The organism is Staphylococcus hominis subsp. hominis (genome assembly GCF_002901845.1).
GTDB classification, from domain to species: domain Bacteria; phylum Bacillota; class Bacilli; order Staphylococcales; family Staphylococcaceae; genus Staphylococcus; species Staphylococcus hominis.
In genome coordinates, this window is the sequence record NZ_PPQE01000025.1 from 409,601 (window position 1) to 427,858 (window position 18,258).

17 protein-coding genes are annotated in these 18,258 nt (G+C 31.5%); 14 read left to right on the forward strand and 3 right to left on the reverse strand.

Annotated features, from left to right (window positions below; translation table 11 throughout):
- Positions 1-112 precede the first annotated feature (112 nt).
- The 12 genes from CD034_RS03635 to auxB all read left to right on the forward strand — a co-directional run bounded on the left by CD034_RS03635 (position 113) and on the right by auxB (position 11,995).
- The gene (locus CD034_RS03635; RefSeq protein WP_103288148.1) at positions 113-742 is read left to right on the forward strand and encodes a YkyA family protein; all 630 of its coding nucleotides are present in this window, start codon (positions 113-115) and stop codon (positions 740-742) included.
- 166 nt (positions 743-908) lie between these two features.
- Entirely contained in the window at positions 909-2,021 is a 1,113-nt protein-coding gene (gene pdhA / locus CD034_RS03640; protein ID WP_002448048.1) for a pyruvate dehydrogenase (acetyl-transferring) E1 component subunit alpha, read from the forward strand.
- A gap of 3 nt (positions 2,022-2,024) precedes the next feature.
- Positions 2,025-3,002 (forward strand): alpha-ketoacid dehydrogenase subunit beta, encoded by a 978-nt coding sequence (locus CD034_RS03645; protein ID WP_002448131.1) that lies wholly within the window; start codon positions 2,025-2,027, stop codon positions 3,000-3,002.
- Positions 3,003-3,210: 208 nt separating this feature from the next.
- Positions 3,211-4,515 (forward strand): dihydrolipoamide acetyltransferase family protein, encoded by a 1,305-nt coding sequence (locus CD034_RS03650; RefSeq protein ID WP_002488351.1) that lies wholly within the window; start codon positions 3,211-3,213, stop codon positions 4,513-4,515.
- A gap of 3 nt (positions 4,516-4,518) precedes the next feature.
- Complete coding sequence (gene lpdA / locus CD034_RS03655; RefSeq protein ID WP_103288149.1) at positions 4,519-5,925, forward strand: dihydrolipoyl dehydrogenase; 1,407 nt, start codon at positions 4,519-4,521, stop codon at positions 5,923-5,925.
- Between the two features lie 143 nt (positions 5,926-6,068).
- Complete coding sequence (locus tag CD034_RS03660; protein ID WP_002455495.1) at positions 6,069-6,341, forward strand: UPF0223 family protein; 273 nt, start codon at positions 6,069-6,071, stop codon at positions 6,339-6,341.
- A 131-nt stretch (positions 6,342-6,472) separates the two neighbouring features.
- Positions 6,473-7,012 (forward strand): helix-turn-helix domain-containing protein, encoded by a 540-nt coding sequence (locus CD034_RS03665; RefSeq protein WP_002448067.1) that lies wholly within the window; start codon positions 6,473-6,475, stop codon positions 7,010-7,012.
- Positions 7,013-7,025: 13 nt separating this feature from the next.
- On the forward strand, positions 7,026-8,120 hold the full coding sequence (locus CD034_RS03670) for an ABC transporter ATP-binding protein (RefSeq protein WP_002455494.1): 1,095 nt from the start codon (positions 7,026-7,028) through the stop codon (positions 8,118-8,120).
- Complete coding sequence (locus CD034_RS03675) at positions 8,113-8,916, forward strand: ABC transporter permease (RefSeq protein ID WP_002448200.1); 804 nt, start codon at positions 8,113-8,115, stop codon at positions 8,914-8,916. The genes CD034_RS03670 and CD034_RS03675 overlap by 8 nt, the downstream gene beginning before the upstream one ends.
- Before the next feature lie 5 nt (positions 8,917-8,921).
- The gene (locus CD034_RS03680; protein ID WP_049431735.1) at positions 8,922-9,731 is read left to right on the forward strand and encodes an ABC transporter permease; all 810 of its coding nucleotides are present in this window, start codon (positions 8,922-8,924) and stop codon (positions 9,729-9,731) included.
- Entirely contained in the window at positions 9,728-10,801 is a 1,074-nt protein-coding gene (locus tag CD034_RS03685; protein ID WP_049431733.1) for an ABC transporter substrate-binding protein, read from the forward strand. The genes CD034_RS03680 and CD034_RS03685 overlap by 4 nt, the downstream gene beginning before the upstream one ends.
- 72 nt (positions 10,802-10,873) lie before the next feature.
- Entirely contained in the window at positions 10,874-11,995 is a 1,122-nt protein-coding gene (gene auxB / locus CD034_RS03690) for a lipoteichoic acid stability factor AuxB (protein ID WP_049431730.1), read from the forward strand.
- A 361-nt stretch (positions 11,996-12,356) separates the two neighbouring features.
- Here auxB and CD034_RS03695 read toward each other — a convergent pair whose 3' ends face one another.
- Positions 12,357-13,703, reverse strand: coding sequence for an Nramp family divalent metal transporter (locus CD034_RS03695; RefSeq protein WP_002448215.1), 1,347 nt, complete (start codon positions 13,701-13,703; stop codon positions 12,357-12,359).
- 179 nt (positions 13,704-13,882) lie between these two features.
- Positions 13,883-14,494 carry a YktB family protein gene (locus tag CD034_RS03700; RefSeq protein ID WP_049431725.1) on the reverse strand — a complete coding sequence of 204 codons (612 nt, stop codon included), beginning with the start codon at positions 14,492-14,494 and terminating at the stop codon, positions 13,883-13,885.
- Between the two features lie 692 nt (positions 14,495-15,186).
- Between CD034_RS03700 and CD034_RS03710 the strand changes: the two genes are divergently transcribed.
- Entirely contained in the window at positions 15,187-16,002 is an 816-nt protein-coding gene (locus CD034_RS03710) for an inositol monophosphatase family protein (protein WP_049431722.1), read from the forward strand.
- A gap of 68 nt (positions 16,003-16,070) precedes the next feature.
- On the opposite strand, the gene CD034_RS03715 is transcribed toward CD034_RS03710, so the two are convergent.
- The gene (locus tag CD034_RS03715) at positions 16,071-16,262 is read right to left on the reverse strand and encodes a DUF5325 family protein (protein ID WP_002455487.1); all 192 of its coding nucleotides are present in this window, start codon (positions 16,260-16,262) and stop codon (positions 16,071-16,073) included.
- A gap of 98 nt (positions 16,263-16,360) precedes the next feature.
- Here CD034_RS03715 and typA point away from each other — a divergent pair, with 98 nt between their 5' ends.
- Positions 16,361-18,205, forward strand: coding sequence for a translational GTPase TypA (typA, locus tag CD034_RS03720; protein ID WP_002455486.1), 1,845 nt, complete (start codon positions 16,361-16,363; stop codon positions 18,203-18,205).
- The last annotated feature ends 53 nt before the right edge of the window (positions 18,206-18,258 follow it).

The window sequence follows — 18,258 nt, forward strand, 5'->3', positions numbered from 1 at the left end:
TATAAAATATAACAGATAATATACATTTACGTACATTATATAGTTTCATTTGATTTATAAACTATCTTTATATAATATTACAATCGAAACACTATGAGGAGGAATGACATTAATGAAATTACGTAAAACCATAGTTGTTGCAGCTGCCTCTACACTTTTATTAGCTGGTTGTACAACTGATAAAAAAGAGGTAAAAGCTTATGACAATAATGTTCAAAAAGCATTTGATAAAGAACAATCTATAAATGAGGTTAGTAAAAAACTAAATTCACTTGAAGAAAAGAAACAAGGTTTGTATAAAAAAGCAAATAGTAATGACAGTAATACACGTAGTAAAGCAGCTGACGATGTACTTGATAATATTGATAAACGAGAAAAAACCTTTGATAAGGAAGTTTCAATTTTAAAAAATTCCGAAAAGCAATTTAAAAAAGGCGATTCTCATATTAACGATATTAAAAATGATAATAAAAGAAAAGAAGTTAAACAACTTGATGATGCTATAAAAAACAAATATAAAACACATGACGACTATGCTAAGGCTTATAGAAATGTATTAAGTAAAGAAAAAGATTTATTTGAATTAGTCAAACAAGATGGAGTAACGCAATCTCAAGTAGACGAAAAAAACAATGCGCTTAATAAAGCTCAAGAAAACTTTAAGAAAAAATTCCAGGCTTATGCTAAGGCAATGAATACAGTTAATAAAGAAAAACAAGACGTCGATCATTTAATCTCTTAACATCACTAATACAGTGTTAATTGTTACATTGATACAGTTTCTCAGACTGTATCTTTTTTTAGTAATACAGAACTTTATGAAAATGTTTAACAGTCTAAAATAATTGTGGTACACTATGAGTGGATAAAATGAATTTCTATTATATGGGAAAGGTATGGTGAATTGAATGGCTCCTAAGTTACAAGCCCAATTCGATGCAGTAAAAGTATTAAATGATACTCAGTCGAAATTTGAAATGGTTCAAATTTTGGACGTAGATGGTAATGTCGTAAATGAAGACTTAGTACCTGATTTAACTGATGAACAATTAGTAGAATTAATGGAAAGAATGGTGTGGACACGTATTCTTGACCAACGTTCTATTTCTTTAAATAGACAAGGTCGTTTAGGTTTCTATGCTCCAACAGCAGGACAAGAAGCATCTCAATTAGCTTCTCAATATGCTTTAGAAAAAGAAGACTTCATTTTACCTGGTTACCGTGATGTACCACAACTTATTTGGCACGGTTTACCGTTAACTGATGCTTTCTTATTCTCAAGAGGTCACTTTAAAGGTAACCAATTCCCTGAAGGCGTAAACGCATTCAGTCCACAAATCATTATCGGTGCACAATATATCCAAACAGCTGGTGTGGCATTCGGTATTAAAAAACGTGGTAAAAAAGCAGTTGCTATCACTTACACTGGTGATGGTGGTTCTTCACAAGGTGATTTCTACGAAGGTATTAACTTTGCTTCTGCTTATAAAGCACCAGCAATCTTTGTTATCCAAAACAATAACTATGCTATTTCTACTCCACGTAGTAAACAAACAGCTGCTACTACATTAGCTCAAAAAGCAATTGCAGTAGGTATCCCTGGTATCCAAGTTGATGGTATGGATGCATTAGCTGTATATCAAGCTACTAAAGAAGCTCGTGATCGCGCAATTAATGGTGAAGGTCCAACATTAATCGAAACTATGACTTATCGTTATGGTCCACATACAATGGCTGGAGATGATCCAACTCGTTACAGAACTTCAGATGAAGATGCAGAGTGGGAGAAAAAAGACCCGTTAGTTCGTTTCAGAAAATTCTTAGAAAATAAAGGATTATGGAGCGAAGAGAAAGAAAACGAAGTTATTGAACGTGCTAAAGACGACATCAAGAAAGCAATTAAAGAGGCTGACAATACTCCAAAACAAACTGTTCTTGATTTAATGGATATCATGTATGAAGATATGCCTCAAAATTTAGCTGAACAATATGAAATTTACAAAGAGAAGGAGTCGAAATAAGCCATGGCACAAATGACAATGGTTCAAGCGATTAACAATGCGCTTAAAACTGAATTGCAAAATGACGAAAACGTTTTAATTTTCGGTGAAGACGTTGGTGTTAACGGCGGTGTATTCCGTGTTACTGAAGGTTTACAAAAAGAATTCGGTGAAGACCGTGTATTCGACACACCATTAGCTGAATCTGGTATTGGTGGTTTAGCTCTTGGTTTAACTGTAGAAGGTTTCCGTCCTGTAATGGAAATTCAATTCTTAGGATTCGTATTTGAAGTGTTTGATGAAGTTGCTGGTCAAATTGCTCGTACGCGTTTCCGTTCAGGTGGTTCTAAAACTGCTCCTGTAACAATTCGTACACCATTTGGTGGTGGGGTACACACTCCAGAATTACACGCAGATAACTTAGAAGGTATTTTAGCTCAATCACCAGGTATTAAAGTAGTTATTCCATCTGGTCCTTATGATGCTAAAGGTTTATTACTTTCATCAATCAGATCAAACGATCCAGTTGTATATTTAGAGCACATGAAATTATATCGTTCATTCCGTGAAGAAGTTCCTGAAGAAGAATATACAATTGAAATTGGTAAAGCAAATGTCAAAAAAGAAGGTAATGACATTACATTAATTGCATACGGTGCAATGGTACAAGAATCTGAAAAAGCTGCAGAAGAACTTGAAAAAGAAGGTTACTCTGTAGAAGTTATCGATTTACGTACAGTTCAACCAATCGATATTGATACATTAGTTGCATCAGTTGAAAAAACTGGTCGTGCAGTAGTTGTTCAAGAAGCTCAACGTCAAGCTGGTGTTGGTGCTACTGTAGCAGCTGAATTAGCTGAACGTGCTATTCTTTCATTAGAAGCTCCAATTGCACGTGTTGCTGCTGCTGATACTGTATATCCATTTACTCAAGCTGAAAACGTTTGGTTACCAAATAAAAATGATATTATTGAACAAGCTAAAGCTACTTTAGAATTCTAATAGTATATACAAAACAGTAAGCTATATATGAATCTATATATTTAAAATAAGTATTGTCTATTTATTTTATGTATATATAATTAATTGTAAACTAGAGACGTAGGACAAAATGATAAAGTGTTAACAGACACGACATATTATTCTGTCCTTCCTCTATGTTATAAATTTATTTAAATAATAAATATTTAAATCTTAGGAGGATAAGAACGTGGCATTTGAATTTAGACTACCCGACATTGGTGAAGGTATCCACGAAGGTGAAATCGTTAAGTGGTTTGTTTCAGCCGGAGATACAATTGAAGAGGATGACGTATTAGCAGAGGTTCAAAATGATAAATCTGTAGTAGAAATCCCATCTCCTGTAAGCGGTACAATTGAAGAAGTAGTAGTTGAAGAAGGCACTGTAGCAGTTGTAGGTGATGTCATTGTTAAAATTGACGCACCAGATGCAGAAGAAATGCAATTTAAAGGTCATGATGATGACGATGCTTCATCTAAAGAAGAAGAACCTGCAAAAGAAGAAGCTAAAACTGAAGAAACTCCAGCAGCTTCAACATCACAAGATGAAAAAGTAGACGAAAACAGACGAATTAAAGCAATGCCATCTGTACGTAAATATGCACGTGAAAAAGGCGTGAACATTAAAGCAGTTTCTGGTTCAGGTAAAAATGGACGTATTACTAAAGAAGACATCGATAACCACTTAAATGGTGGCGGTGCTCAAGCAGCAACAGCTTCAAATGAAAGTGCAGCTGCTTCAACATCAGAAGATACTTCTGCAGTTCAAACTCAATCAGTACCTGAAGGAGACTTCCCTGAAACTACAGAAAAAATCCCTGCTATGCGTAAAGCAATTGCTAAAGCAATGGTTAACTCAAAACACACTGCTCCACACGTAACATTAATGGATGAAATTGATGTTCAAGACTTATGGGATCACCGTAAAAAATTCAAAGAAGTTGCAGCTGAACAAGGTATTAAATTAACATTCTTACCATATGTTGTTAAAGCGCTTGTTTCTGCACTTAAAAAATACCCAGCACTGAATACGTCATTTAATGAAGAAGCTGGTGAAATTGTACACAAACATTACTGGAATATCGGTATCGCTGCAGATACTGAAAGAGGTTTATTAGTACCTGTAGTTAAAAATGCAGATCGTAAATCTATTTTCCAAATCTCAGATGAAATCAATGAATTAGCTGTTAAAGCTCGTGATGGTAAATTAACATCTCAAGAAATGAGCGGTGCTACATGTACAATTAGTAACATCGGTTCGGCTGGTGGACAATGGTTCACTCCAGTTATCAATCACCCAGAAGTAGCTATTTTAGGTATTGGACGTATTGCTCAAAAACCTATTGTTAAAGATGGTGAAATTGTAGCAGCTCCAGTATTAGCATTATCATTAAGCTTTGACCACAGACAAATTGATGGTGCAACTGGTCAAAATGCTATGAATCATATCAAACGCTTATTAAATAATCCAGAATTATTATTAATGGAGGGGTAAAACATGGTAGTTGGAGATTTCCCAATTGAAACAGATACTATTGTAATCGGAGCAGGTCCTGGTGGATATGTTGCTGCAATTCGTGCAGCTCAATTAGGACAAAAAGTTACTATTGTTGAAAAAGGTGACTTAGGTGGTGTGTGCTTAAACGTTGGATGTATTCCATCAAAAGCGTTATTACATGCTTCTCATCGTTTCGTAGAAGCTCAACACTCTGAAAATTTAGGGATTATTGCTGAAAGCGTATCACTTAAATTTGATAAAGTTCAAGAATTTAAACAATCAGTTGTTAATAAATTAACTGGCGGTGTTGAAGGTTTATTAAAAGGTAATAAAGTTGACATCGTTCGTGGTGAAGCTTATTTCGTAGATGAAAATAGTTTACGTGTTATGGATGAGAAAAGTGCTCAAACGTATAACTTCAAAAATGCTATTATTGCAACTGGTTCAAGACCAATTGAAATTCCTAATTTTGAATTTGGTAAACGCGTTATCGATTCAACAGGCGCTTTAAACTTACAAGAAGTTCCTGGTAAATTAGTAGTTGTCGGTGGCGGTTATATTGGTTCAGAACTTGGTACTGCCTTTGCTCACTTCGGTTCTGAAGTTACAATTTTAGAAGGTGCTAAAGAAATTCTTGGCGGTTTCGAAAAACAAATGGTTCAACCTGTTAAAAAAGGTATGAAAGAAAAAGGCGTTGAAATTATCACTGAAGCTATGGCTAAAAACGCTGAAGAAACTGAAAACGGTGTTAAAGTTACTTACGAAGCTAAAGGTGAAGAAAAAACAATTGAAGCTGATTATGTATTAGTAACTGTAGGTCGTCGTCCAAATACAGACGAATTAGGCTTAGAAGAATTAGGTCTTAAATTTGCTGATCGTGGATTATTAGAAGTAGACAAACAAAGTCGTACTTCTATTAAAAACATCTACGCAATTGGTGATATCGTACCTGGTTTACCACTTGCACACAAAGCAAGTTATGAAGGTAAAGTAGCTGCAGAAGTAATCTCAGGTCAAGCATCAGAAGTTGATTACATTGGTATGCCTGCTGTATGCTTCACTGAACCAGAATTAGCTCAAGTTGGCTATACTGAAGCTCAGGCTAAAGAAGAAGGTTTAGATTTCAAAGCATCTAAATTCCCTTATGCTGCTAACGGACGTGCTTTATCATTAGACGATACAACTGGTTTCGTTAAATTAATTACATTAAAAGAAGATGACACAGTTATTGGTGCTCAAGTAGCAGGTAATGGTGCTTCTGATATTATTTCTGAATTAGGTTTAGCTATCGAAGCAGGCATGAATGCTGAAGATATCGCATTAACTGTTCATGCTCACCCAACATTAGGTGAAATGACTATGGAAGTTGCTGAAAAAGCTATTGGATTACCAATCCATACTATGTAATTTCCTTTTGAAATAATTGAGAATTAAATCGACGTATTTAATTGAAATAATTGAAATAACCATTTACGGTGGGACTATGATTTTATAAGGAATCTAGTTCCACCTTTTTTTATAGAATTAAGTTTATATTTTGGAGGGTAATTATGGAATATCAATATCCACTCGATTTAGATTGGTCTAATGAGGAAATGGTTGATGTTATTAAATTTTTTAATCAAATTGAAAACTATTATGAAAAATCTATAATAGGTACTGAACTAATGAAACAATATAAAAAATTTAAACAAATTGTGCCAGGTAAAGCTGAAGAAAAACAAATTTTTAAAGAATTTGAAGAAAAAAGTGGCTATAATAGCTATAAAGTAATCCAAGAAGTTAAAAAACATCCTGATCAAGAAAATTTTAGTAAACATTAAGATCTCTAATTTAATCTCAATTTTTTAATATACCTATTGAATTTAAAGCTGTATTTTGTTATTTTTATTAAGCATTAAACAAAATGTTTGATAATAGTAAACAAGATACAGCTTTTTTTAGGTGGTTAGTTATGCAAATTGGATATAAATTAAAAAATTTAAGACGTCAAAAAAATCTTACTCAAGAAGAGTTAGCGGAACGAACTGATTTATCAAAAGGATATATATCACAAATTGAAAGTGAATATGCGTCTCCAAGTATGGAAACATTTTTAAGTATATTAGAAGTATTAGGTACTACACCAAGTGATTTTTTTAAGGAAAAAGCGAAAGAAAAAGTATTGTATAAAAAAAGTGAACGGACTATTTATGATGAATATGACAGAGGATATATTTTAAATTGGGTTGTACCCAGTTCAAATGAAAATGAAATGGAACCTCTTATAATAACAATTAAGCCTGGATCATCGTACAAATCTTTTGAACCTTCTGAATCTGATACCTTTATTTATTGTTTAGAGGGATGTGTAACACTTACGTTAGGTAAAGAGCGCTATCAAGCTTATGAGGGAGATGTATTTTATTTTAGAGCAAATGAATTACATCAATTACATAATAATTCAGAAAATGAAGTTAAAATTCTAATTGTAGCAACAGCATCATACTTATAAAGGAGGAAATGGATTGGAGTCACTATTATCTTTTAAAAAAGTTACTAAGAAATTTGATGATACAACAATATTAAATAATATGAACTTAGATATTGAATCGGGATATTTTTATACGTTGCTCGGTCCCTCAGGATGTGGTAAAACTACGATTTTAAAACTTATTGCAGGATTTGAACAACCTAATGAAGGTCAAATTATTTATAAAAATCAGTCTATCGAAAAATTACCTGCAAATAAACGTAGAGTAAATACAGTATTTCAAGATTATGCTTTATTTCCTCATTTAAATGTATATGAGAATATTGCTTTTGGTTTAAGACTAAAAAAGTTTTCTAAACAAGAGATTGATAAAGAAGTTAAAGAAGCATTAAAACTTGTTAAGTTAACAGGTTATGAACAACGTCATATTGATGAAATGAGTGGGGGACAAAAACAAAGAGTCGCTATTGCCAGAGCTATTGTAAATAAACCTGAAATTTTATTATTAGATGAATCTCTTTCGGCACTAGATTTAAAATTACGTACTGAAATGCAATATGAACTTCGTGAGTTACAAAAAAGATTAGGCATCACTTTTATTTTTGTTACTCATGATCAAGAAGAAGCATTGGCACTTAGTGATTATATTTTTGTGATGAAAGATGGTGAAATACAACAATTTGGTACACCAACAGATATTTATGATGAACCAGTGAATCGATTCGTGGCTGATTTTATTGGAGAATCTAATATTGTTGATGGCACAATGGTTAAAGATTTTGTAGTGAATATATATGGTCAGGATTTTGAATGTGTCGATGCTCGGATTCCATCTGGGAAAAAAATTGAAGTAGTGATTCGTCCAGAGGATATTTCTTTAGTTGAATCGACACAAGGTTTATTCACTGCAACTGTCGATTCAATGCTTTTTAGAGGTGTACATTACGAAATTTGTTGTATTGATGAAAAAGGATATGAATGGGTTATTCAATCTACTAAAAAGACAACAATAGGAAGTCAGGTAGGTTTGTTTTTTGAACCTGAAGCTATTCATATTATGGTTCCTGGAGAAACTGAAGAAGAATTTGATAAACGTATTGAAAGTTATGAGGATATTGAACATGCGTAATTTAAATAAATTTCTCATCATTCCATATTTATTATGGATGATTATTTTTATTATTATTCCTGTGCTATTACTTGTATATTTTTCATTTATCGATATAAATGGTCACTTTAGTTTTACAAATTATCGACAAGTCTTTTCAATGAAATATTTAAAAATGATGTGGGATTCTATTTTTTATGCGGCACTTATAACAATCATTACACTAATTATAAGTTATCCTGCAGCCTATTTTATTAGATCTTCAAAATTCCAAAATATTTGGTTACTTATATTAATCATACCCACATGGATTAATTTATTGTTAAAAACGTATGCTTTTATTGGAATTTTAAGTCACGAAGGTATGATTAATAAAATGTTAGGTATAATGCATATTGGTCCACTAAACTTGTTGTTTACATCAGGTGCGTTTTTACTTGTTGCAAGTTATATTTATATACCATTTATGATTTTGCCTATTTTTAATAGCATGAAATCAATTCCTAATAATTTATTACAAGCTTCAAGTGATTTAGGTGCAAATACATTTACTACTTTTCGTAAAGTCATACTTCCTTTAACTAAAGAAGGTGTGATGACAGGTGTTCAAGTTACATTTATACCAGCACTATCATTATTTATGATTACTAGATTGATAGCTGGAAATAAAGTGATTAATATTGGTACATCTATTGAGGAACAATTTTTAGTTATTCAAAACTACGGAATGGGTTCGACAATAGCTATCTTTTTAATTGTATTTATGGCCTTTATCTTAATTATTACTAAATCTAAAGAAACAAATGGAAGAGGGTGAATTAAATGAAATGGTACGGGAAACTTTATATAGGAATATTACTTGTTATATTATACCTTCCTATTTTTTTCTTAATGTTTTATTCGTTTAATTCAGCTGGAAATATGGTACATTTTGAACATTTTACATTAGAACATTATCAAGCTTTATTTCAAGATGATCATTTAATGTCTGTAATATTCAATACAATAGCAGTTGCATTGCTATCCGCAGCAGTATCTACTATTATAGGAACATTTGGAGCAATATCAATTTATTATTTGCGAAATAAGAAGTTTAAATTGACATTACTTACATTAAATAATGTACTAATGGTTTCATCTGATGTTGTCATAGGTGCCTCATTTTTAATTATGTTCACTGCTTTAGGACATATATTTGGATTAGGGTTAGGATTTGGAACAGTATTAGCATCGCATATTGCATTCTGTATACCTATAGTAGTCATTCTTGTGCTACCACAGCTATATGAAATGAATCATAATATGTTAAATGCAGCTCGTGATTTAGGCGCTACAGAATATCAAGTACTCGGACGTATACTTTTACCAAACTTAATGCCTGCTATTATTGGTGGCTTTTTTATGGCACTTACCTATTCTCTAGATGATTTTACTGTAAGTTTTTTTGTGACAGGTAATGGATTTAGTGTCTTATCAGTAGAGGTGTATGCCATGGCTCGAAAAGGTATCAGTATGGAAATAAATGCTATTTCAACAATCTTATTTTTAGCTATTGTGCTAGGTATTATTGGATACCATGCACTTCAAAATATATTAAAACGTAGAAGTGCTAAAAGAGGTGCAATAGAATGAAACAATTTTTTCAGTTAATTATCGGTGCCATTGTAGTAGGATTGATATGTTTAGGAATAAGTCATTGGTTTAATTCTCAAGATCATACAAAAACTGGTAAAAAAGTTTATGTATATAACTGGGGGGAATACATTGATCCCGATTTAATAAAGAAATTTGAAAAAGAGACAGGTATACAAGTTGTTTATGAAACGTTTGATTCGAATGAAGCCATGGAAGCAAAAATTAAAAATGGTGGTACACATTATGATGTTGCATTTCCAAGTGAATATACTGTTCAAAAATTAAAAAGAGAACATTTATTAGAACCTTTAGATCATCAGAAAATACCTAATATTAAAAATTTGGATTCTGATTATATGAATATGGCTTATGATCCACATAATAACTATTCAATACCATATTTTTTTGGAACGGTAGGTATTCTATACAATAAAAAAGCGTATCCTAATGAACAATTTGATAGTTGGAACAATTTATATCAGTCTAAATACAAAAATGACATATTACTTGTTGACGGGGCTAGAGAAATTATAGGATTAGCTTTAAATAAATTGGGTTATAGTTTAAATGATTCCAATCCTGTTCATATTAAGCAAGCAGAACAAGACTTACAATCTCTTACCCCTCAAGTTAGAGGGGTAGTAGGTGATGAAATTACTATGATGCTTCAACAAAATGAAGGCCATATTGCTGTAGTATGGAGTGGTGTAGCAGCACCACTTGTTCAAGAGGGAGATACTTATGATTATGTGGTTCCTAAAGAAGGTTCGAATGTATGGTTTGATAATATGGTCATTCCTAAAACTGCTCAAAATAAAGAAGGCGCCTACCAATTTATTAACTTTTTATTAGATGCTAAAAATAATAAACAAAATACAGAATGGGTTGGGTATGCTACTCCGAATAAGGCAGCTAGAAATTTATTACCAAATAACATAAAAAACGATCATCGTTTTTATCCAACTCAAAAAGAACAAAAACGTTTAGAAGTTTATAAAGACTTAGGAGAGAAAACATTAGGAGAATATAATGAAAGCTTCTTGAATTTTAAAATGTCGTTAAAATAAGTGATAATTAGTAGTTATTTTCCTATAAATTAGATATAATAATTTGACAAGTCAATTAAGGAGTTGTAATAAATGTCAGGAGAACGATACACACAAATCAAACGACCTGTGAGCCGTTTAACTGAGAAACTTTTAGGTTGGATTAGTTGGATTTTCTTATTAATATTAACGGTTATTACAATGTTTATTGCACTCGTATCATTCAGTAATGATACATCAATTCAAAATCTTGAAAATTCCATGAATAATAATCAATTAATACAACAAATACTAGTTAACAATAGTCTAAATACGACTCAATTTGTTATATGGTTACAAAATGGAATTTGGGCAATTATCGTGTACTTTATCATTTGTTTATTAATTTCATTTTTAGCTTTGATTTCTATGAATATTAGAATTTTATCTGGAATATTGTTTTTAATTGCTTCCATTATTACTTTGCCTTTAGTGTTATTATTTATTACATTAATTATTCCAATCTTCTTCTTCATTACAGCGATTATGATGTTTGCAAGAAGAAGTAAAATAGAAACAGTTCCAGCATATGGTTCTACTTACGATTATCCCCCTTATTATAATCAAAGAGATGATTATGATGATAGATATTATTATGAAGAAGAACCTACTCAATATAATGATGAAGAAGAGTACATAGAACCACCTCGTAAGACTAAAAAATCAGAACGTCGTATTCGTCGTAAACCTTCAAGTGATTATAATGAAAGAGAACATGATTATGAAGATTATCATCATATTACTCAAAATAATGATGAGCAAGATTTTAATGAGGATATTGAGGAAGATAAATATAATCAATACCCTAAACGTGCTGTAACAAGTGAATATCAACAATCTTCAAATGAGGATGATACTTCTGGCGTGCTTTCAAGACAAAGAAAGTATAAATATAAATCAAAAAATAGTATGCCGAATGAAGTTAATGATGATGAAAATAATGTAGAAAAAGACTTATATATTGATAAGAAAGAACAAAAAGCACAACGTAAAAGAGAAAAAGCGGAATTACGTGCTAAGAAAAAAGAAAAACGTAAAGCTTATAATCAACGTATGAAAGAAAAAAGAAAGAATCAGCCAAGTGCTGTTAATCAACGTCGAATGAATTATGAAGAACGCAAACAAATTTTAAATAAAGAAGAAAACAAAGAGAAACACTCGGTTGATCAGGAATAATTGAAGGTTATTAGTTTTACGTGTAACTCCCAAGCAATTTGAATTGAATTGCTTGGGAGTTTATTTATCGTCAATAAAAATAAAATTGGATAAGTATGTAATAATAGAAAGATATAAATTAAAATAAAATGCATACATAATTGAAATGATATAATCGCAATAATTAGTTCTATTGGAGTATTTGTAAAACCTACATTAATTATTAAAAATTAAATCTATACTATTCATATTATGACATTGATATGAAAGTTTAATATAGTGTGGTTTGCAATGATATTATGGAAGTTATAATGAATTAAAAGAATACAGAGAAAAACTATTGTTAAGATATCATGTTCAATACCTTAACAATAGTTTTATTTTATGCAAAAAATTCTTTAAATGTTTCGATAATTAAATAAACATTAAGTAGGCTTAGAATAATAATTAAACTCCAAGAACAAAAGTTAATCCAGTTTTTATTATAAAAAGGGCCCATTAATTTTTTGTTGCTTGTTGCAAGTTGTAAAGGAATGAGTGAAAACGGTAAAGCGATACTTAAAAATACTTGAGAAAGTACTAAAAGTTGTTCCATTTTATTTTCATTACCTTTAAATACAATTAAACAAATTATAACAGGAATGACAGCTAAACCTCTAGTTATTAATCGTCTTAACCAATTTGGAATTGATAATCTTAAAAATCCTTCCATAACAATTTGACCTGAGAGTGTTCCAGTGATTGTAGAATTTTGTCCAGATGCAAGTAGTGCAATAGCGAATAATGTACTCATTATACTGCCAAGTACTGATCCTAGAAGCGGCTGAGTTTTAAGGGCATGATATAAATCATAAAATCCTCCTAATTTATCAGCATTAACACCATAAAATAGTGCAGCACCTAATATAAGTAACAAGCAATTTACTATAAAAGCGATGCTTAATTGTATATTAGAATCAATTGTTGCATATTTAATTGCTTGTGCCTTATCGTTCTCATTAGTTCTATCATATTTACGTGATTGTACAATCGAAGAATGTAAATAGAGATTGTGAGGCATAATTGTAGCACCAATAATCCCTAAAGCAATATACAGTACACTATGATTTGTAACGATATCCTTATGAGGAATAAACCCGTTAAGAATATTAATCACTTTAGGTGATGAAATAAATACTTCGAATAAGAAAATAATTAGAACAGTAAAAATTAATGTTCCGACAATCGCTTCGATTTTTCTGAAGCCAAATTTCATAATAAAGAGTAAAAGAAAAACATCTAAAACAGTTATAAGTGCACCTATAATTAAAGGAATATTAAACAATAAGTCTAGAGCTATTGCACTTCCGATAATTTCAGCAATATCTGTAGCGATAATAGCTAGTTCTGCTATTATCCAAAATATAATTGCTAACGGGCGATTTAAATAATGACGTGTCATTTGTGCTAAATCCATCTCTGTAGCAATACCTAATCTAACTGTCATACTTTGCAAAAGCATTGCAGCTAAACTAGAAACTAAAATAATAAAAAGAAGAATATAGCCAAATTGTGCTCCGCCTTGCATAGATGTAATCCAGTTACCTGGATCCATATATCCCACCGCTACTAATAATCCTGGACCTAAAAAAGCTAAAAATTTTTGGCTTGCACTTTTATTACTACTAAAGTCTACTGTATTATTAATTTCGTCTAAGCTACGTTGTTTTTTATTACTCATATGATTCATTCATAAACTCCTAAAATCTTTTTAATTATATTAACCTAAATATATTTTTAGGTCAACCTAAAAAAGTTGTAAAAAAGAATATTACTGAATTTAGATGGATCTTCAAGACAGTGAGTGATTACCAATAAAATAAAAAACACCTGAGATTTCTAGTAAAGTCCCAGGCCGAAGAATAGTATTTATTCATATAATTTTAAGAATTCATCAAATGTTTCTTTAATAAAAGCTAAAAATGTTTCATCTGATTTTAATTGTTCATCACTAGGAGCTAAAGTACGTGCTATAAAAAATTCTCCTTTTTTCACATTTTTAACACGATCAATAGCTTGATGTAAATCAGTATCACTTAAATCTTTGATATATTGTTTATCTTTTTTCATGTGATTTAAACTAATTTGATAATCATTTGGAAGTTGTTTTAATGCATTAAAATGTTTGTCAAAAACTTTAACACGTTCTTCTTTATTTTTTCCTTCATGCATTATTCCATACATGATAAATAATTGATCCCTAAAAAGGCCAATTTGGAAGTGGGGTAACATTTTATAACCACGTTTATTAGGTGCAAAAGCGACCCAGGTATCTATAGGAGGATTAACACTTCTACGCGCATGTTTAGCAACATGTGCATAAAATGTTTCTCCAGTTTGAGAAGTGAAATACTCACTAAAATAATCGCCTAACTGATGTAATTGAGGTCTAATATATTTATTTAAAGCTTCCATTCGTTCATCTAAACCCTCAACGTCAAATGCTTTAAAATCTTTAGGTGTAAATGTGTATTGTGTCATTGATCTTCCTCCTATTTTAATAGTATGTTGAGTTTATTGTAGCATATATTTCAAAGTTATAATGATAGAATAGTAATATACAATATAGATAGTTAATTTAAACTAAAAAGGTAGAGTCAGTACCTAGATGTTAGTCATTTAATTTTTAGGATTTTACCCCTCGTGGTTAGGAGAGTGTCATGAGATTAATAAAAGTAAAAGAAAAAAGACTATAATACAATACTAAAAGTTTGGAAATGTTGTTTATAGATCCTGAAGATTTTAATAAAAGTTACGGTACAATTATACTTCAGTCACTGATTCAAGAAGATAAAATCCAATATGTAGATGTTTAATAAAGATAACCAACATGTATTGAAATTTTATATTAAAAATGGTTTTAAAGCATAGAGTGGATCTCAAAAAGACAACCAAAGCAGAGATTATCCGATTTTACATTTAAAATTAGCATAATGACCTTTTACTTATTTGTATTCCATAATCATAAGATGAATGTACATGTTTATTCGTATATTTTAAATGTTTTCAGTCTTTTATATCATGGATTTGATAGGTTTCCTTTATTGGCGACCTATTTTTATGCTTATAAACTCTTCATAAGAGTTTCATATATAGTGATGAAGGTATAAAATGATGTATAACAATTATAAAATTGATTTGATGTATAATAGTAAGCAACAGGAGATGATAGTATGTCGCTATATGATTTTGCTAAAGGTTTAGTTTTAGAAGCAGGAAATAAAGTTAGAATAATGATGAAGGAAGAATTAAATATTGAAACAAAATCAAATCCGAATGACTTAGTTACCAATGTTGATAAAGCTACTGAAAATTATATATATGATGCAATTACCCATAGTTATCCAGAACATCGTGTTATTGGAGAAGAAGGACATGGTCATGATTTAACTCATGTTGAAGGTGTCGTATGGGTAGTGGATCCAATTGATGGCACATTAAACTTTGTACATCAAAAAGAAAATTTTGCTATCTCAATTGGTATCTACCGAAATGGTAAACCATACGCTGGCTTTGTATATGATGTAATGAAAGATGTTTTATATCATGCCAAGGTAGGTGAGGGTGCATTTGAAAATAAACATCCATTATCTACGATTGAATCTACCACCCTAAAGAAAAGCTTAATTGGTATCAATCCAAATTGGGTAACCAAACCTAAAATGGGCCCTATATTTCAAGATATAGTAAATGATGCAAGAAGTTGTAGAGCATATGGTAGTGCAGCTTTAGAAATTATAAGTGTAGCTAAAGGACAATTGGCTGCTTATATCACACCTAGATTACAGCCTTGGGACTTTGCTGGTGGTCTTATTGTATTAAATGAAGTTGGAGGCGTAGCTAGCAACTTATTAGGTGAACCATTAAATATTTCAAGTGCGAATTCAGTACTAGTAGGAAATTCAAATATTCATAAAGAAATATTAGAAAATTATCTAGCGCCTAATACGACTACTTTAATAGAATTACATCAACGCTTTAAAAAATAAAAAATCTGATTTCAATAAAAAAAGCTTGAGACAACAATATCTCAAGCTTTATATATCTTAATGGTTGATTATAGCCAATTGTTTTCACGATACTTTTTCTTAAGCGTAAATCCGGCGCCAAACGTTGCAATGAAAAGTATAAATGTTAAAATCATCATTGGAATACTTCCGGCACCCACGCTAAAACTAAAGAGCATTAAAAATATAACTGCTACAATAGAAAGTATCCAGAATATACCTTTAGATTTTGGTTTTTCCATCCCCATCCCCACCTTTTAGTTATCTTTTGTTAATATTATGATATAATAAAAAAGTTGCAATTAAAAGTGGGAATTTACTCAAGAAAGGATATTATAAAATGACTAATAGAAGAGAAGATGTTCGTAATATTGCAATTATTGCTCACGTCGACCATGGTAAAACAACACTAGTTGACGAATTACTTAAACAATCTGGAATCTTCAGAGAAAATGAGCATGTTGATGAAAGAGCAATGGACTCTAATGATTTAGAAAGAGAACGTGGTATTACAATTCTTGCTAAAAATACTGCGATAAATTATAAAGGTACAAGAATTAACATCTTAGATACACCAGGACATGCTGACTTTGGTGGTGAAGTTGAACGTATTATGAAAATGGTAGATGGTGTTGTACTTGTTGTAGATGCCTATGAAGGTACTATGCCACAAACACGTTTCGTACTAAAAAAAGCATTAGAACAAAATTTAAAACCTGTTGTAGTAGTTAATAAAATTGATAAACCTTCTGCTAGACCAGAAGCAGTAGTAGATGAAGTATTAGATTTATTTATTGAACTTGAAGCAAATGATGAACAACTTGATTTCCCAGTTGTTTATGCATCAGCTGTAAATGGAACAGCGAGTGTTGATTCTGAAAAACAAGATGAAAACATGCAGTCTTTATATGAAACAATTCTTGATTATGTGCCTGCTCCAATTGATAACAGTGATGAACCACTACAATTCCAAGTAGCATTATTAGACTATAATGATTACGTTGGTCGTATTGGTATTGGCCGTGTATTTAGAGGTAAAATGCGTGTTGGAGATAACGTATCGCTTATTAAATTAGATGGTACAGTGAAAAACTTCCGTGTAACAAAAATCTTTGGTTTCTTTGGTTTAAAACGTGAAGAAATTGAAGAAGCACAAGCGGGAGATTTAATTGCTGTATCAGGAATGGAAGATATCAACGTAGGTGAAACAGTTACACCACATGATCATCAAGAAGCGTTACCAGTATTGCGTATTGATGAACCTACACTTGAAATGACATTTAAAGTAAATAATTCACCATTTGCTGGTCGTGAAGGTGATTTTGTAACTGCTCGTCAAATCCAAGAACGTTTAGATCAACAGCTTGAAACAGATGTATCTTTAAAAGTTACACCAACAGAGTCTCCAGATACGTGGGTTGTAGCTGGCCGTGGAGAGTTGCACTTATCTATTTTAATTGAGAATATGAGACGTGAAGGATTTGAACTTCAAGTTTCTAAACCTCAAGTTATTTTACGCGAAATTGATGGTGTATTAAGTGAACCATTTGAACGTGTTCAATGTGAAGTTCCATCTGAAAATGCTGGAGCAGTGATTGAATCACTTGGTGCGCGTAAAGGTGAAATGTTAGACATGTTAACAACTGATAATGGATTAACACGTTTAATCTTTATGGTACCTGCACGTGGTATGATTGGATACACAACTGAATTTATGTCTATGACACGTGGTTATGGCATTATTAATCATACATTTGAAGAATTTAGACCTCGTGTTAAAGCACAAATTGGTGGCCGTCGTAATGGTGCATTAATTTCAATGGATCAAGGACAAGCAACAGCTTATGCCATCATTGGTCTAGAGGACAGAGGTGTAAACTTCATGGAACCAGGTACTGAAGTTTATGAAGGCATGATTGTAGGAGAACATAATCGTGAAAATGACTTAACAGTTAATATTACTAAAGCTAAACATCAAACTAACGTACGTTCAGCAACAAAAGACCAAACTCAAACAATGAATCGTCCAAGAATTTTAACGTTAGAAGAAGCATTAGAATATATTAATGATGATGAATTGGTTGAAGTAACGCCTCAAAGCATCCGTTTAAGAAAAAAAATATTAAATAAAGCTGCACGTGAAAAAGAAGCGAAACGTGTAAAACAAATGATGCAAGATCAATAAAACTAATAAAAAGACGCAACATCAAATTTGATGTTGCGTCTTTTTATTATTGA

Excerpts from the sequence above, each read along its gene's own strand:
- CD034_RS03635 (WP_103288148.1), top strand. The coding sequence starts at position 113 with ATGAAATTACGTAAAACCATAGTTGTTGCAGCTGCCTCTACACTTTTA.
- typA (WP_002455486.1), top strand. The coding sequence starts at position 16,361 with ATGACTAATAGAAGAGAAGATGTTCGTAATATTGCAATTATTGCTCAC.
- pdhA (WP_002448048.1), top strand. The coding sequence starts at position 909 with ATGGCTCCTAAGTTACAAGCCCAATTCGATGCAGTAAAAGTATTAAAT.
- CD034_RS03695 (WP_002448215.1), bottom strand. The coding sequence starts at position 13,703 with ATGAATCATATGAGTAATAAAAAACAACGTAGCTTAGACGAAATTAAT.
- CD034_RS03710 (WP_049431722.1), top strand. The coding sequence starts at position 15,187 with ATGTCGCTATATGATTTTGCTAAAGGTTTAGTTTTAGAAGCAGGAAAT.
- CD034_RS03700 (WP_049431725.1), bottom strand. The coding sequence starts at position 14,494 with ATGACACAATACACATTTACACCTAAAGATTTTAAAGCATTTGACGTT.
- CD034_RS03680 (WP_049431735.1), top strand. The coding sequence starts at position 8,922 with ATGAAATGGTACGGGAAACTTTATATAGGAATATTACTTGTTATATTA.
- CD034_RS03645 (WP_002448131.1), top strand. The coding sequence starts at position 2,025 with ATGGCACAAATGACAATGGTTCAAGCGATTAACAATGCGCTTAAAACT.
- lpdA (WP_103288149.1), top strand. The coding sequence starts at position 4,519 with ATGGTAGTTGGAGATTTCCCAATTGAAACAGATACTATTGTAATCGGA.
- CD034_RS03715 (WP_002455487.1), bottom strand. The coding sequence starts at position 16,262 with ATGGAAAAACCAAAATCTAAAGGTATATTCTGGATACTTTCTATTGTA.
- CD034_RS03675 (WP_002448200.1), top strand. The coding sequence starts at position 8,113 with ATGCGTAATTTAAATAAATTTCTCATCATTCCATATTTATTATGGATG.
- auxB (WP_049431730.1), top strand. The coding sequence starts at position 10,874 with ATGTCAGGAGAACGATACACACAAATCAAACGACCTGTGAGCCGTTTA.
- CD034_RS03685 (WP_049431733.1), top strand. The coding sequence starts at position 9,728 with ATGAAACAATTTTTTCAGTTAATTATCGGTGCCATTGTAGTAGGATTG.
- CD034_RS03660 (WP_002455495.1), top strand. The coding sequence starts at position 6,069 with ATGGAATATCAATATCCACTCGATTTAGATTGGTCTAATGAGGAAATG.
- CD034_RS03665 (WP_002448067.1), top strand. The coding sequence starts at position 6,473 with ATGCAAATTGGATATAAATTAAAAAATTTAAGACGTCAAAAAAATCTT.